Source organism: Niallia sp. RD1, assembly GCF_024219955.1.
Taxonomy (GTDB): domain Bacteria; phylum Bacillota; class Bacilli; order Bacillales; family Cytobacillaceae; genus Niallia; species Niallia alba.
The window spans coordinates 3,638,984-3,652,642 of record NZ_CP100420.1 but is presented as its reverse complement, the minus strand read 5'-3'; the positions used below and the strand labels follow the sequence as shown (position 1 = coordinate 3,652,642).

The 13,659-nt window shown below is 33.7% G+C and carries 21 protein-coding genes and 1 pseudogene; 10 read left to right on the top strand and 12 right to left on the bottom strand.

Annotation, left to right across the window (positions count from 1 at the left end):
* Nucleotides 1-22: 22 nt before the first annotated feature.
* Both NKG37_RS17300 and NKG37_RS17295 read right to left on the bottom strand, forming a co-directional pair.
* Nucleotides 23-553 carry a hypothetical protein gene (locus NKG37_RS17300; protein WP_016201231.1) on the bottom strand — a complete coding sequence of 177 codons (531 nt, stop codon included), beginning with the start codon at nt 551-553 and terminating at the stop codon, nt 23-25.
* A 263-nt stretch (nt 554-816) separates the two neighbouring features.
* Nucleotides 817-1,635: an SMI1/KNR4 family protein gene (locus tag NKG37_RS17295; RefSeq protein ID WP_016201230.1), complete on the bottom strand. Its 819-nt coding sequence runs from the start codon at nt 1,633-1,635 to the stop codon at nt 817-819.
* A gap of 527 nt (nt 1,636-2,162) precedes the next feature.
* Here NKG37_RS17295 and NKG37_RS26130 point away from each other — a divergent pair.
* Complete coding sequence (locus NKG37_RS26130; RefSeq protein ID WP_263479834.1) at nt 2,163-2,297, top strand: hypothetical protein; 135 nt, start codon at nt 2,163-2,165, stop codon at nt 2,295-2,297.
* Between the two features lie 272 nt (nt 2,298-2,569).
* Here NKG37_RS26130 and NKG37_RS17290 read toward each other — a convergent pair whose 3' ends face one another.
* A complete protein-coding gene (locus NKG37_RS17290; protein ID WP_254415003.1) occupies nt 2,570-2,800 on the bottom strand; it encodes a hypothetical protein in 231 nt (76 codons plus the stop codon).
* Nucleotides 2,801-3,381: 581 nt separating this feature from the next.
* On the opposite strand from NKG37_RS17290, the gene NKG37_RS17285 reads away from it, so the two are divergent.
* From NKG37_RS17285 to NKG37_RS17275, 3 genes are all read left to right on the top strand, one after another.
* Nucleotides 3,382-3,603 carry a hypothetical protein gene (locus NKG37_RS17285; RefSeq protein ID WP_016201227.1) on the top strand — a complete coding sequence of 74 codons (222 nt, stop codon included), beginning with the start codon at nt 3,382-3,384 and terminating at the stop codon, nt 3,601-3,603.
* Between the two features lie 297 nt (nt 3,604-3,900).
* Nucleotides 3,901-5,016 (top strand): IS4 family transposase, encoded by a 1,116-nt coding sequence (locus tag NKG37_RS17280; protein WP_100525938.1) that lies wholly within the window; start codon nt 3,901-3,903, stop codon nt 5,014-5,016.
* 184 nt (nt 5,017-5,200) lie between these two features.
* The gene (locus NKG37_RS17275) at nt 5,201-5,533 is read left to right on the top strand and encodes an antibiotic biosynthesis monooxygenase family protein (protein ID WP_198013149.1); all 333 of its coding nucleotides are present in this window, start codon (nt 5,201-5,203) and stop codon (nt 5,531-5,533) included.
* Nucleotides 5,534-5,582: 49 nt separating this feature from the next.
* Here the strand turns inward: NKG37_RS17275 and NKG37_RS17270 are convergent, their stop codons facing one another.
* Nucleotides 5,583-5,882 carry a ParM/StbA family protein gene (locus NKG37_RS17270; protein WP_254415002.1) on the bottom strand — a complete coding sequence of 100 codons (300 nt, stop codon included), beginning with the start codon at nt 5,880-5,882 and terminating at the stop codon, nt 5,583-5,585.
* Nucleotides 5,883-5,938: 56 nt separating this feature from the next.
* Entirely contained in the window at nt 5,939-6,268 is a 330-nt protein-coding gene (locus NKG37_RS17265) for a ParM/StbA family protein (protein ID WP_040342588.1), read from the bottom strand.
* A gap of 160 nt (nt 6,269-6,428) precedes the next feature.
* Here NKG37_RS17265 and NKG37_RS17260 point away from each other — a divergent pair, with 160 nt between their 5' ends.
* Nucleotides 6,429-6,638 (top strand): helix-turn-helix domain-containing protein, encoded by a 210-nt coding sequence (locus NKG37_RS17260; RefSeq protein WP_016201225.1) that lies wholly within the window; start codon nt 6,429-6,431, stop codon nt 6,636-6,638.
* Nucleotides 6,639-6,709: 71 nt separating this feature from the next.
* On the opposite strand, the gene NKG37_RS17255 is transcribed toward NKG37_RS17260, so the two are convergent.
* Nucleotides 6,710-7,516 carry an SMI1/KNR4 family protein gene (locus tag NKG37_RS17255; protein WP_254415001.1) on the bottom strand — a complete coding sequence of 269 codons (807 nt, stop codon included), beginning with the start codon at nt 7,514-7,516 and terminating at the stop codon, nt 6,710-6,712.
* 121 nt (nt 7,517-7,637) lie between these two features.
* Between NKG37_RS17255 and NKG37_RS17250 the strand changes: the two genes are divergently transcribed.
* Together NKG37_RS17250 and NKG37_RS17245 are read left to right on the top strand one after the other, a co-directional pair.
* A complete protein-coding gene (locus NKG37_RS17250) occupies nt 7,638-8,051 on the top strand; it encodes a hypothetical protein (RefSeq protein WP_254415000.1) in 414 nt (137 codons plus the stop codon).
* 59 nt (nt 8,052-8,110) lie between these two features.
* The gene (locus NKG37_RS17245; protein ID WP_235678952.1) at nt 8,111-8,452 is read left to right on the top strand and encodes an HNH endonuclease; all 342 of its coding nucleotides are present in this window, start codon (nt 8,111-8,113) and stop codon (nt 8,450-8,452) included.
* 143 nt (nt 8,453-8,595) lie between these two features.
* On the opposite strand, the gene NKG37_RS17240 is transcribed toward NKG37_RS17245, so the two are convergent.
* From NKG37_RS17240 to NKG37_RS17220, 5 genes and pseudogenes are all read right to left on the bottom strand, one after another.
* The gene (locus tag NKG37_RS17240) at nt 8,596-8,700 is read right to left on the bottom strand and encodes a LysM peptidoglycan-binding domain-containing protein (RefSeq protein WP_254416413.1); all 105 of its coding nucleotides are present in this window, start codon (nt 8,698-8,700) and stop codon (nt 8,596-8,598) included.
* 64 nt (nt 8,701-8,764) lie between these two features.
* A complete protein-coding gene (locus NKG37_RS17235; protein WP_254414999.1) occupies nt 8,765-9,409 on the bottom strand; it encodes a LysM peptidoglycan-binding domain-containing protein in 645 nt (214 codons plus the stop codon).
* 4 nt (nt 9,410-9,413) lie between these two features.
* Nucleotides 9,414-9,725 carry a glycoside hydrolase domain-containing protein gene (locus NKG37_RS17230; RefSeq protein WP_254414998.1) on the bottom strand — a complete coding sequence of 104 codons (312 nt, stop codon included), beginning with the start codon at nt 9,723-9,725 and terminating at the stop codon, nt 9,414-9,416.
* 75 nt (nt 9,726-9,800) lie between these two features.
* Nucleotides 9,801-10,022, bottom strand: a complete 222-nt coding sequence (locus tag NKG37_RS17225) for a transposase (RefSeq protein ID WP_254414997.1) — start codon at nt 10,020-10,022, stop codon at nt 9,801-9,803.
* Between the two features lie 14 nt (nt 10,023-10,036).
* Nucleotides 10,037-10,228: pseudogene (locus NKG37_RS17220) on the bottom strand (BhlA/UviB family holin-like peptide).
* A 123-nt stretch (nt 10,229-10,351) separates the two neighbouring features.
* On the opposite strand from NKG37_RS17220, the gene NKG37_RS17215 reads away from it, so the two are divergent.
* From NKG37_RS17215 to NKG37_RS17210, 3 genes are read left to right on the top strand one after another with little or no spacing between them, the layout of a single operon-like run.
* On the top strand, nt 10,352-10,714 hold the full coding sequence (locus NKG37_RS17215) for a tyrosine-type recombinase/integrase (protein ID WP_084668585.1): 363 nt from the start codon (nt 10,352-10,354) through the stop codon (nt 10,712-10,714).
* The gene (locus NKG37_RS26365) at nt 10,711-10,878 is read left to right on the top strand and encodes a site-specific integrase (protein ID WP_367975982.1); all 168 of its coding nucleotides are present in this window, start codon (nt 10,711-10,713) and stop codon (nt 10,876-10,878) included. Before NKG37_RS17215 ends, NKG37_RS26365 begins: the two co-directional genes overlap by 4 nt.
* On the top strand, nt 10,800-11,264 hold the full coding sequence (locus NKG37_RS17210; protein WP_367976435.1) for a tyrosine-type recombinase/integrase: 465 nt from the start codon (nt 10,800-10,802) through the stop codon (nt 11,262-11,264). Before NKG37_RS26365 ends, NKG37_RS17210 begins: the two co-directional genes overlap by 79 nt.
* A gap of 64 nt (nt 11,265-11,328) precedes the next feature.
* On the opposite strand, the gene mutL is transcribed toward NKG37_RS17210, so the two are convergent.
* Nucleotides 11,329-13,236 carry a DNA mismatch repair endonuclease MutL gene (gene mutL / locus NKG37_RS17205; RefSeq protein ID WP_016201216.1) on the bottom strand — a complete coding sequence of 636 codons (1,908 nt, stop codon included), beginning with the start codon at nt 13,234-13,236 and terminating at the stop codon, nt 11,329-11,331.
* Nucleotides 13,237-13,659: the final 423 nt, after the last annotated feature.

Here is a 13,659-nt window from a genome sequence, read left to right as displayed (position 1 = left end):
CATAAATATTGTTCATCATTCCCTATTCCGTAATCACTTCAATATCCTCATACGTAGGTTTTTCCTTTGTGTAGGTAATCCAATATTTATATTCTCTTGAAAAATTAGCTGTAAAATGTTCTATATAGGTTACTGCCTTTGCTGATTCTCCCAGCACTTTTACTTCTTTAATAGTTTTATCTCTAAATGGCAAGGTAATGGTAACAGAAATATCCTCTCTTTCAAATATCATAGATGTATCACTAGAACCCATACGATCCTCTGGACCCGCTACCCATTTTAACTTTCCTTCTTTATTCTCTAAAATTACTAAGTCAGGATTATGCGTGTTGCCACTTTCATGTTTATTTTTAAAAATAACATAAATGAAATCATCTTTTAGGTCATAATCAATTATTTCTTGATTCTTTAATTTGTTTTCTGCCATTACATTCATGATTTGTTCTTCAAGTGATCCAGTATCTGTTGATTTTTTCCCATCATACTCTTTCCCTTCATCCAAACACCCTACCAATACGAACAACATTAATAAAGAAAAAAATATCTTTTTCATATAATAACAGCTCCAGACAGTTTTCTTTAATATACGGTTTAGAATAGAGAAGAGATTCAATAAATGATGTTATTATACAATTTTTACACTATATGGATTTTTTGTAAGATGGGTATTTCTAATGAATGAAAGATTATATATTGGAAAATTTCTTGAACAAGTGTTATTGCAAAATACTAAAAACAAAACAATTATCGGCAAAAAAGAAGCCTATCTTATATGAATTACGCTCTTATATAAAAAATTAATACGTTGTGGAAAACTTACTTCCCATTTTCTTTTATGTAATCACCCATTAGTTCTAAAAATGTTTTAAACAATTGATTATCACTTTTTTCAAATTCGCTTATAAGTTTGTCTAGATATTCTTTATTAATGTCATAACTAGAAATTATCATCTTCCATGCTGCTATTCCAGCTTCATCAACTATCTCTTGATCAGAATGTTTTAATAATCTTAAGATATTATCAAGTTGTTCTGCTAAGATTTCTTCATCATAAAGCATGTTATTGAATGCCTCTATCCCTGTTAGAACATCTATTTTTTCTTGACTTAATACTAACTTTCTCGCTTCTTCCAAGGTATAGGATATCACTTCTTCTCCCTCATCATCTTCTTGCATTTCTTCCTCTATTTCTTCGTGAAGATAGAGATTTTCTAGCATCTTATCAAATGAAGAATATATTTCTATTATCCTCTCATTATCTGTTTGTATGAATATCACTTTAGGCTCTTCTGTTTTATCGTAATCTAACGCAAGCCATTCATGCCCATCCCCACTTAATAAAATGATATTTCTCCTTTTGATTTCCCATTCTTTCACATAATAATCTGTTTCCATAATTCCGTTATTTTCTTTTATTCCTAATAAGTGGTCTATTATAATATGGTTATCATTTTCCCATCGATCCAGGGATATTGGTAATGCATTATAATGTAATTCTCCACCGTTTTTTTGCTTTAAAAGATTTATATATGCTTTAGGAAGCTTCACATTAAAATGCTTTTCTGCTAGATTAATATCTTCGTTCGTTAAACGACTTAAAGTATAACTACTCTCGTCTTCTTTCCAGATATCCATACCTAAATTCCCCTTTCTCCAAAAAACGTTATTATTTCCATTTTTTATTATATTATACAAGTAGGTTTAATAACAAAAAATCTCAATTAATAACAAGACTATACAACTATTAAATATTTAAATAGTTGTATAAATTTTCCTTTTAACCTTCCTTTCTTCACAAAAATTGCAACTTTTTCAATTACCAACCGTATAACTAGTAAATGATCCTAAAGGCGATGATAATTATGTTTAAATCTGATTTAGCAAACTTAATTTCTAAGCTAGTTTTTTATTTTATTATTCATATGATTGTTTTAGTTAATGGTTTCTTTAATGATCGATTACATTTGATCTTTCTAAGCCTTTATATTGTGGGTTTCCATAGACGACATCATAAAATATAAAAAACGAAAAAGGAAGGAGTCTTAAAGAGCTTCTCTTTTCACCCTTTCTTTCCGTTTATAAGTTACAAATTTAGACATAAATCACCATTTACTGTAACCTCCAAGAATGTTAGGCTTTTATTATATAGGAGGTTACGTACTGTGAAGGATAAACTTTTATATATAATATTAATTAGTATTTTACTTACTTTTACTTTTGTTGGATTTGGTATTCAGCAATTAATTGAACAATGCTATTCAACCAAAGGTTCGAACTGCGACATCTTTTTTCTTTAAAATAGATTGTTTCTGTTTATTATAGAAATGCAAATTATTCCATTAGAATAGAGTGTCTAAGTTGAAAATAGAAACTAACGACAAATTATAGTAATACATAATTCTGACTCCATTTTATTAAAAGATTGGCAAAGCGCATTGGATCTTATTATGACAATTAGCAGCGAAACTGGCAGTAATCAAAGAAGCTATATCCGATGATTTTTCAAACTTTGTACAAGACTTGTTGGAGGTATCCTTCCAAAGTTCATCAACTACCAGTAATGCCTTTCTTACTTACTGTCTGCTTTTCCTCTACCTTTGTAATAGACTCTTTTTTGTCCGTTCGGTGTATAGATTAGGAGATGCTCTCCTTTTTCATCATGTTCCGATTCAGCTAAATTACCAAATATGTAAATTAGGCCAAAACCATCACATTCCATTATTAAACGATATGCTTGCTCCTGGTTATAAGCAACAACTAAGTGGTTTTGGTCTCTTGACCTAATCAGATAATCAGACACCAACTGTTGTTTTACTTGAACGGGTCACTTCTAATTTGACATCATAAGAAGCAGTAATTATTTGTTTTTATTTAGGAGAAAAAGTAATCATTCATTTTATAAGAGTACCGTCTACTTCATCTGCATTCATTAAACCAACAAAACTTTATGAACCTATAACACTATCGCCTTTCCCAGAAATAAAATCGTTGCATGCAAGCCTGATATACCCTAAATATTCCCATGTAAAGTCTTTGAATGAAGTATCTTGTGTAACTGAAACTAATTGATTTCTATTTAAGAATAAGACCTTTTTTTACCTTCTAACATTGATTTTCTAGCTCCAACCCAGTTCACAGTAAACCTTCCTCACAATAGTTATTGAATCGTTAAATATTAATTGCTAAGTGTGTTATCATAGATAGAAATACGCATAAGAATAAACCGAACACTGCTCCAAAAATCCCCACTATTACATAACCCTTCATGTTCTTATCCCACATAAGTTATCAATTTAGCAATAACCCAATTATCACTAGACAACTATCTCTTTAATTTATTCAACATAAAATAAAACAAAAAATTAATGGAGGTATAGGTTAATGCAACGAACAATAATTACCGGTCTTAATGGTGGTGCTATATACCAAAACTTTCCGAATCCCACTTATGGAGCATGGAACCAACAATTGTTAGGATATTCCCCCTATCATTATATGATTGGAAATCAATATTACCAAATTGCTCCAAGACCACCAGGAACACAGATTTCTTCTCCCTATTTAGGACCTAATGTTCCGTTCAGTATTAGAAGAGTGTTTTAATATCTTATATTGCTCTTCCTCCCAAAGGAAGGAGAGCAATATTAAGATATTAATCCAATTCTTGGTTCCGACACAAATGTCGGTAGCAAATACTGAACAATAGTTTCAAGCTGCACAACAAAATAAACATTTACTAAATTTAATTATTTATGTTAGTACACTAGTGTTGCGTTAATTTAATTTAACTATTAAAAATACTTGAAATGTTCAATTTTATCATTTTATGCAAAGAAAAAGTCCTTTATAATGGATAAGTTAGGTGGTAACCCGTCCAAATCCACTAAAAAGGACTATCGCATGGACAAGATTACACGAAAAACTTCATTTGGACAATGGTTTTCACCAATAAATCTTCAATTATTTGAAGAAAACGTGAAAACGTTGAAATTAGATTTCTATACGAAAAAACTAACGACAGAGTCATTTCTAAAATTATTACTTTTTGCGCAGCTAGAAGAAGTCGAAAGTCTGCATGCGCTGAGCGATTGTCTTTTCGATGATCAACTGCAAAAGGGCATTGATCTTGATTCTATCAGTATTTCCCAACTCTCACGCCGTTTAAATGGCATGAATCCAGACTTATTCCAAAAGCTTTTCCTTGATTTAGTTTCACAAATTCATGCCAAAACGCACAACACGAAACTTGTGATGCCATTAAAAATCATTGATTCAAGCACATTGCCTCTCAATTTGACTAATCATAAATGGGCAAAATTCCGCAAAACAAAAGCGGGTGTTAAATTGCACTTACGCCTTGTGTTTATGGAAAAAGGTATATCCTATCCCGAAAAGGCCATTATGACAACGGCCAAAGAACATGACCGCGGTCAGCTTGAAGTAATGGTTGATGACAAGGAATGTATGTATGTGTTTGACCGTGGTTACTTAGACTACGAACGCTTTGATCGGATGACAGATGACGGCTACTTTTTCCTTTCTAGGCTGCGAAAAAACGCAGTCATACGGGAGGTTTACGATTTTAAACTACCCGAGAATACATCTGTTTTGTCGGATCAAATGGTGTTGATTGGTACGACGCAAAACCGTGCCGAAAATTACTTTCGTCTTCTAAAAGTGATTGATTCAAAAGGAAATGAGCTTCATTTAATCACAAATCGTTTTGATTTAAGTGCTGAAGAAATCTCAAAGATGTATAAATCACGCTGGGCGATTGAGTTATTTTTCAAATGGATTAAACAACATCTCCATATCAAAAAGTTTTACGGCCAAAGCGAATGGGCAATTCAGAATCAAGTGTTTATCGCACTTATTGTTTTTTGCCTGCATGTTCTCGCACAAATCGAGACAAAAAGTAAACGAAAAACCCTACAAATTAGCCGATATTTACGGGCAGCTTTGTGGAAACCAGCACATATTTGGCTTCGAAAGATTGAAGGAAAAACCATTCCTTAATAAACAAATTGTCGTCGTCTCTTAAGTCTAATTGTAAAAAATTTCCAAATGGATGGATCCACCTTTAGTTGGGTATTTACTTTTTTGGCTCTTAACAGGGGACATATTTAAACTGAATATTCTAACAACATTTATGCAACACTAGTGATGTTAGTATTCTTAATATAAAAAATTCGGGGGCGAAATTATGTCATTTGCAAACACACCAAAACCACCCTATTACGCTGTGATTTTCACTTCTAAAAGAACAGAAGAAGATGATAAAGGTTATGGTCAAGTTGCTAATTTAATGGTTGAACTTGCTTCTAAACAACCAGGCTTCTTAGGTGTAGAAAGTTCTAGAGATCAAGATGGCGTCGGCATTACTGTTTCATATTGGGAAAATCTAGAATCTATAAAATCTTGGAAAGAAAACATGCCTCACCAAAAAGCTCAAGAAAAAGGTAAAAGTGATTGGTATTCCAAATACATAACTCGCATTAGTAAAGTGGAAAGAGATTATTCTTTTAGCCTATAAAATTGATCTGTGGCTTCGTGCAATCGAAGCTCTTTTTATTACACATTAGTTATCTTTCTGCAGCTCCTCCCATTACTAACACCGTATCGCTAGGACTCCATTTTTTAGATGTTTGAGCAACTATCCCGCGAACCATAGCATACAAATCATTGGACTTAGTTGTATTGCATCCGAAATTAATGGTAAAAGAATCTTTATCGATATACTTTCCGTCCACAAGACTAGCACAATTTATTGTCGCACTTCCTGCATCTATTATTCTCACTAGTACTGTTTGTGGATTACTCCAAAACGCCGCTCCTCCTTCTGCTGCTACTTCTACACGATTTATTTTGATTGTCTTTTTCACTCCGTTTAAAGTTAGATCGTGAGAGCCTAGTAACATGTTCTTGATTCGTTCTTTTTCTATGGAATATGCTTTTTAATTGGCTGACCAACAACAATCTGATATGTTGTTCCAGGTAGATGATGTAATGCTAATAAGACTCTTATTTTTGTATCCTCATGGGCTTTGCTATCTACCATAAGTGAGCCGCCAAACTCCGATTCAGCAAGCGCCAGAGTACCTGCAAAACCTTTTCTACCGTTAAATTCGAATATCATATCATCCTTTCCGTGACTACTTTCTATGTGCCTATTACGGTATTCTCCAATAGCACTTTTAAACTTAACTATTCCAAATCTACTTGCATATTTAACCTCCTCATTTCCAGGATCAATGCCTACTATTTCCATGAGTCTCACCTTCTTGCAAAATATTAAGTAGTTAATATACTATATGGCAGTTATCTCTATTAATGCCTGTCTATCAAAATAAAAGTTAAAAAATATCTAAATAAAAATTAAAAAGGATTTTACAAGATTGTACAGAATATTGATACTGAGGTGTTTATAGATGAAAGTACATATTGATAAGTACATTGAAGAAAGTGGATTACGGAAAGGCTTTATTGCGAAGAAGTTGGACATTTCATCTACTCAACTATCGAATGTCCTAGCTGGTAGATCTTTCATAAGAACGCCTAAATTATTTTTGTTGGGGAAAATATTGAATTGTAAAGTGGATGACTTTTACGAATTTGAGGAGGATGATTATTTGAAATAAAAACAGCCCAACTCATTTGAGAAGGGCTTCTTTTAAACTACATTAACCAAATTTATATTCTTACTATTTCTTTATCTTTCATTATCATTTAAATACTCAGATATAAGATAGAGAAACGTTTTAAATATTTGATCTTGTCTTTTTTCAAAATCTGAAATGACATAATTTATAAATTCTCTTTTCACATTATAGCCCATTGTAATGGCACTCCAAGCCTTTTGTGCAGCGTATTCGACCACATCCTCCTCATCATGTTTTAACAATCTAATGATATCATCTTGGTGTTCGGCTAAAATGTTGTCCTCATATATATAATGTTCGAATGCATCAAGTCCATTTTTAATTTCAGAAATATCATTACTTCTTACTAATTTTCTTGCTTCTTCAAGTGTAATTATAATTGCACCTTCGCCAACTTGATCATTTTCATTTTCTTCTTGAATAAAAAGATTATCTACCATTTCATCAAACGATGAATATAATTCTATAATCTTGTCTTCCTCTGTATCGATATAGATAACTTTAGAATTCACTGAATGATTGTAATCTAATGCAAGCCATTCATGGCCATCACCACTTAACAAAATAATATTTTTTCGTTTTATCTGCCATTCTTTCACATAATAATCTGTCATCATGATACCCTCATTTTCTTTTATCCCTAATAGGTGCTCAATTAATAAATAATTATCACCTTCCCAACGATTTAGAGATATTGGTAATGCGTTATATAATAGATTCCCTCCGTTCTTTTCCCTTAAAGTATCAATATATGCCTTTGGCAATTTTACACGAAAATGCTTTTCTGCTTTATCTATATCTTCACTTGTTAAATTATTTAGAGTATAACTACTCTCTTCAGATTTCCAAATATTCATAATTTTAACATTCCTTTCATATAAATGTTTATTTTTGTAAAAAAATAATATATTATGTAATTTAGGTAAATATTCTGACTTGTTACAATAATATACCAATTTATTAAAAAGGAGAAGAGTTGTGAAAAAATATATTTTAAAAATAGCAACAGTATTATTACCAATTCTATTAATTTTTAGTACATTAAGCGAAGCAAATATTAACGCTGCACCAAATATAAATATATACCCAAAAGATCCAAGCGATCCTGTTACAGAAGAACAATATGAATACCTTGAGCCAGATTTAAAGACTTATGAAGATATCAATATAGACGAACTAGAAACAGTACCAGTTGAAACCTTAGAAGATGAACCTGAAAATATTGATGATTTTGATGATGAACCAATTATCGATTTTGATTCTGATTCAGAATCACCTGATAAAGCGCCTGTAATAGAAGAAGCTGAAAAAAATAATAATCCTCCCTATGGTGGAGCTATAAATATCTATCCTACTACAAGAATAAAAAAAATGGTAAAACTAAAACAGTAGAAGTTCAAGTTTTTAAAGGAAATGGTAAGAAGGTATATGAAACGGTTAAAAATGGTCATATGGCTAATAAATATCACCCAGTGACTAAAACTTTCTATAATAAAAATTCTTTCCCCGTATTCCCTGGTAAATCTTTTACAGTTTCATCTAAATATTGGAAGTCGTCTAAATCAACGGTTTGGAATCAAATAAAAGGTGATGTAAAAAAAGCTGTGACTTCTGATTTCAATTATTCTAAATTATTTAATCAAAAGCAGATTAATCAAATAAAAAATGGAAAATTCCCTGATGACTTTAGATTACATCACCATGAGAAATCAGGAAATTTCCAATTAGTTCATAAAAATTTACATGATAAAACTGGCCATACCGGCGGCAAATCTATTTGGGGTAGCTGGTAAACAAATAATAAGATAGAAAATATCCGCCTTTATATTTTATAAAATTCGGAATATTTACCCAATTAAAGGATAAGCCCCTCTCACCTAAGAGAAGGGCTTTTGTGTGGAGCCTAAGCTGTACAACTATTTTATATCCATCCACATTACTTTATGCGGATTTTTTGCTTTGGATAGATTTTATCAATATTTTTAATACTTGGATTTAACTTTTTGATTGCTGTAACGGTTGAACTATATTTCTTAGCAATCTTAGTTACATTGTCTCCACTTACAACTGTATGATATTTCTTAGTGTGTACTTTAATGTTTGTCCTACATAAATTTTATTCGGCCGTTTAATTCTTGCAGACGTTTAACTGTAGTACCCCATTTAGATGCTAGTTTACTTAATGCATCTCCACTTTTCACCTTATATGTCTTAGTAACTTTCTTAGTTGTGCTTGCGGCTGGTTTGGCAGCAGTTTCTTTTTTATCTACAGAAAACTTTAACTTTTGGCCAGCTTTAATTAAATTTGCATTTTCAATATTGTTCCAACTGGCTAGATCTTTGACAGTCACGTTAAAATCATTCGCAATCTCTGAAAGAGTATCACCACTTACAACCGTATATATGCCATCAGAATTCTTCTTACATTTGCTCGGAGCTGATGGTTTTGTAACGATTTCACTACCTACTTTAGTTTCTTCTGGAACAACAACTTTCACATCTCCCCAATGACCAGGTTCTTTTTTAATATCATTTCGGTCAATCGCTACTCCTGCAACTTTGACATCATTCTCAAACTGATGCATGTGAATAAAATCAGCAACATGACCGCGACTCCATGCATATGTTTTCCAATAGTAATCAACTTTTCCTTTCACCGCTTGCATTACATTGTAGGAACCATATATCCCAACCTTATAATCCTTCAATTCTGATTTAATACCTTCCACAAACTCTAAAATTTTGCTCATATGACTAGAGAGCATTGAAATCTACAGCAAAGTAAATAGCTATCCCTTCTGGCTGTTCAACTGCTTTTGCAAAACCCTCAGCTTCTTTCGCATGAGAAATTCCCTGCTCCTTGCTAAAAAATTGAATTCCATTATTACTTTTCTGAAAAATACTAATCAGCTTTAAACCAGCATCTTGAATTGCCTTTGTCTCCGCTTTATCAAAAGACTTCCAACTATTCCCGAGATAACGAGCCACATATTCAAAGCCCTCTTTTCTCAAACCAGCTGCTGTTATACTATTTAATTTAGTTGCACAATCAAATCCTTTTACCATTATCCATTCACACTCCATTTAATTTTTTATAAAAGAAATTTATAAAAGAAAAAGGATAGCCGTCATAGCCATCCCTTACTTTGTTATAGATTTAGCTCCACTGTATAATCCACAAGCTGACAAACCAATGATTAGTCCATATACAATCCCTGTTTTCAGGTCCACATCCAAATATAAAATCCCTACCGGTACCCCCAAAAGAACAGAAACTAAAGGAGCATACCTAACTGGTAATCCTAAACTTTTCTTAAACAACTCCACTAATGCAATAAATACTGCAACTGTTAATTCTCCCACTTCCAACCTCTCCCTTACTTTAATTTTTGCTTGATATCATCCAATTTCGTAATGACTAAATCATACTTATCACTAAACTTATCAAGCAGATCCTACAAACGATTTTCCCTCTCCTTGTTATTCTTCATAACATAAATAAGGAGCCATACGAATAATAACGCAAATGGCCCCTGAGTAAGAAAGTATTTAGTTAGTTCTAATTCCAAAATGGTTTCACCTCCTCAAAAGGACATAAAAAAGACTCCTCCTAGTGGAAGAATCCAAAAATACCATTAAATTTAACGATAAAAACTTGCAACAAAATTTTTCACATTCTCATCTGAAACAACATTCGTGTATGCAATATTAACATTCAATCTATTTGTACTAGGCTCTGCTACTATATCTATATAGCTAACCAAATCATACCTAGCATTGGGAATTACAAGTTGAACAAGCTAACCAGGATTGAGTATCAAAAACATTTAAACCGATTAAGTGAAAAATACGCTAAAACAACCGTACAAACCATCCATTCCATTTTCTGTACTGCCATAAATAAAGCTGTTGAACTTGAGTTATTGCAACATAATAATTTTCTAAATCTGAAAGTTCAAAAAGATAATGAAATAGAAAAGAGAAATTATTTAACTAGGGATGAGGTCAGTACTTTTATTAGAACAGCAAAAAAGGCAAGCCTCATCACTACTTGATTGTATCCTTCTTATTAAGAACAGGTCTTCGAAAAGGTGAACTATTAGCATTAAAAAGGCAGGACATTAATTTTGAAAAAAACTTATTGTCATTTCGAAGTCTAGAAATGATAAAAAAGTCAAAAAATCTAAGACGTCTTCTAGCTTCCAAACAATTCCTATAGGTGATAAGCTTATTAAAGATTTATCAGCGTATAAAGATTGGCAAAAACAGAATAAAGAGAGATACGGGGAGAAATACATTGATCAGGATTATGTCATTACAACGTGGAGTGGAAGACCACTAGGTCCATATGGTATCAACAAAGTACTCAAAAGCATTATTGATAATACAGATCTTCCTAAAATTAGTCCACACGGCTTACGTCATACACATGCTATTATGATGCTCGAGAGTGGTAATGATATTAAGGTTGTTAGTGAGAGACTTGGACACCCAGCACTTAACGTGACCTCTGATGTATATTTATATATAACCAAAAAGCACGAGTTGGAAAGTGTTAACCGATTAGAAAAGTATCTAGAAGGAGATGAAGAAGATGAGGAATAAAAAATTGGGGGGGAAATTGGGGGCAACGAACATTTTCACCCCCTCATAACCCCTGTAAATCCCGCTACATCACGCGCTTAAACATCTTCTCCATCTCATAAGTAGAATAATGCACAATAATCGGTCTCCCATGCGGACAAGTAAATGGATCCGATGTAGTCCGAAGTTCGTCGAGTAGGCTCTGAATTTCGTCGTTTCGCAAATGACGGTTTGCTTTGATTGAGCCTTTGCAACTCATCATGATGGCTGCTTCTTCTCTTAATAGTTTGATGTCTACTTTTTTCATGGAGAGAACTTGTTCGATCATTTCTTCGATTGTTTCTTTTTCTTCGCCTTTTGGGAACCATTGTGGATGAGAGCGAACTAGGTAGCTTTGCTGGCCAAATGGTTCGAGAAATACGCCTACTTTTTCTAATTCGACTTTATTTTCTTCTATTTTCATCCACTCATCTAGCGAATAATCTAAAGTTAATGGAATGAGCATTTCTTGTAATTCATTATGAACTTCTCCGACTTTTTCACGGAAAAATTCGTATTTGATTCGTTCTTGGGCAGCGTGTTGATCGATAATGTACAGCCCTCTTTCATTTTGGGCAAAAATATACGTTCCATGCATTTGACCAATTGGATAAAGTGGCGGTACTCTTGATCCTTCGACTACATCGGCTATTTCTTTCTCTTCCCATGTTTCCTCTTCTACCTCGGCTGGTAATGGTGGAAGGATAGTATTCGACTCTCCGCCTAAAAAGAATGGTGCACTGTCCATTGGATTGTTCTCTACTTCCTCAGCCGGCCAACTACTTGGTGCATCTTCAACAGGCTGATTCCATGTCGATTTTTCTTCTACCTCTACTTTTGGAATCGAAAAAGTTGGTTCGGTCTTTGGAATAGATGGTATCGCCGGTTCTCTTATCGTGTCAAAGCTAAAAGCTGCTTGTTCTTCCTTCGGAGCTGGCTTTTTCTCCCGGATAAGCCCTGCTGGAATAAGTTCTTTTTTCTTGAAGGCAGCTTTAATCGTATTACTTACGAGTTCATATAATTCTTGTTCTTTACTGAAGCGAACTTCCATTTTCGATGGATGGACATTAACATCTACTAAAATTGGATCCATTTCTACATTTAAAAGAACAATTGGATATCTGCCAATCGGCAATAACGTGTGATACCCTTCTTGAATGCTGCGAACAAGGGAATAGTTTTTAATAAACCGTCCATTAATCATCGTGGAAATGTAGTTACGTGACGCACGAGTGATTTCCGGCAGTGCCATATAACCACTTAATTTAAAATCAAGGGTGCTTGCGGAAATAGGAATCATTTTTTTCGCTATATTTAAGCCATAAATGCTCGCAAGAACCTGTCTTACATCCCCATTACCATTTGTATGAAGTAACTTGCGGTCATTATGGACTAAACGGAAACTTACATTAGGATGTGCAAGTGCCAGTCGGTTAACGATATCGGTAATATTGCCAAGCTCTGTATGAATCGACTTCATATATTTCAGTCTTGCCGGTGTATTAAAGAATAAATCGCTGACGATTATCTCTGTTCCTTTTCTTCCGGGTGCGCCCTCTTGTTTTACTAAATGGCCACCTTTCAGCTCAACTGTTGTTCCTTGTTCTCCTATCGAAGTCGTTAAAGTGACATGGGAGACTGAGGCAATACTCGGTAGTGCCTCTCCTCTAAATCCAAGAGTGCGAATACGGAATAAGTCATTTTCATCCTTGATTTTACTTGTCGCATGTCTAGAAAAAGCTGTTAAGACATCCTCTTCCTCAATCCCTTGTCCATTATCGAGAATGCGAATGCTTTGTAAACCAGCTTCCTCGATAAATATTTCAATCGACGTACTTTTGGCATCTATGCTATTTTCCACTAATTCTTTTACAACAGAGGCTGGCCGCTCAACAACTTCACCTGCAGCAATTTTATTCGAAAGTGCATCATCCAGTTGAATAATCTTTGCCATTGTTTCTCCTCTTTTCTTTCCTACTTTTAATCAGATTAATCGGCATATGCATAAGATTGAACTGTAGTACTAATTTCGGCGTTCAACTTGTACATGAAGACCATTATTTTCGGTGTTTCTCTGTTTTTGGCTTTCATCTTGCTTATGAACACCATTTTTTCAGGCGTTTATCTATTTTTCGGCTTTCATCTTGCTTATGAACGCCACTTTTTCAGGCGTTTCTCTATTTTTCGGCGTTCATCCCACTTATGAATGCCACTTTTTCAGACGTTTCTCTATTTTTCAGCGTTCATCCTGCTCATGAAAACCACTTTTCCCAACATTCCTCTGTTTTTCAGCGTTCATCTTGCTTATGAACCCCACTTTTTCCAACATTCCTCTATTTTTCAGCGTTCATCTCGCTTATGAACACCACTTTTCCCA

Coding starts and splice junctions, on each gene's coding strand:
- NKG37_RS17300 (WP_016201231.1), bottom strand. CDS start 553: ATGAAAAAGATATTTTTTTCTTTATTAATGTTGTTCGTATTGGTAGGG.
- NKG37_RS17295 (WP_016201230.1), bottom strand. CDS start 1,635: ATGGATATCTGGAAAGAAGACGAGAGTAGTTATACTTTAAGTCGTTTA.
- NKG37_RS17285 (WP_016201227.1), top strand. CDS start 3,382: ATGCAACGAACAATAATTACCGGTCTTAATGGTGGTGCTATATACCAA.
- NKG37_RS17280 (WP_100525938.1), top strand. CDS start 3,901: ATGGACAAGATTACACGAAAAACTTCATTTGGACAATGGTTTTCACCA.
- NKG37_RS17265 (WP_040342588.1), bottom strand. CDS start 6,268: ATGGAAATAGTAGGCATTGATCCTGGAAATGAGGAGGTTAAATATGCA.
- NKG37_RS17260 (WP_016201225.1), top strand. CDS start 6,429: ATGAAAGTACATATTGATAAGTACATTGAAGAAAGTGGATTACGGAAA.
- NKG37_RS17255 (WP_254415001.1), bottom strand. CDS start 7,516: ATGAATATTTGGAAATCTGAAGAGAGTAGTTATACTCTAAATAATTTA.
- NKG37_RS17245 (WP_235678952.1), top strand. CDS start 8,111: ATGGCTAATAAATATCACCCAGTGACTAAAACTTTCTATAATAAAAAT.
- NKG37_RS17235 (WP_254414999.1), bottom strand. CDS start 9,409: ATGAGCAAAATTTTAGAGTTTGTGGAAGGTATTAAATCAGAATTGAAG.
- NKG37_RS17230 (WP_254414998.1), bottom strand. CDS start 9,725: ATGGTAAAAGGATTTGATTGTGCAACTAAATTAAATAGTATAACAGCA.
- mutL (WP_016201216.1), bottom strand. CDS start 13,236: ATGGCAAAGATTATTCAACTGGATGATGCACTTTCGAATAAAATTGCT.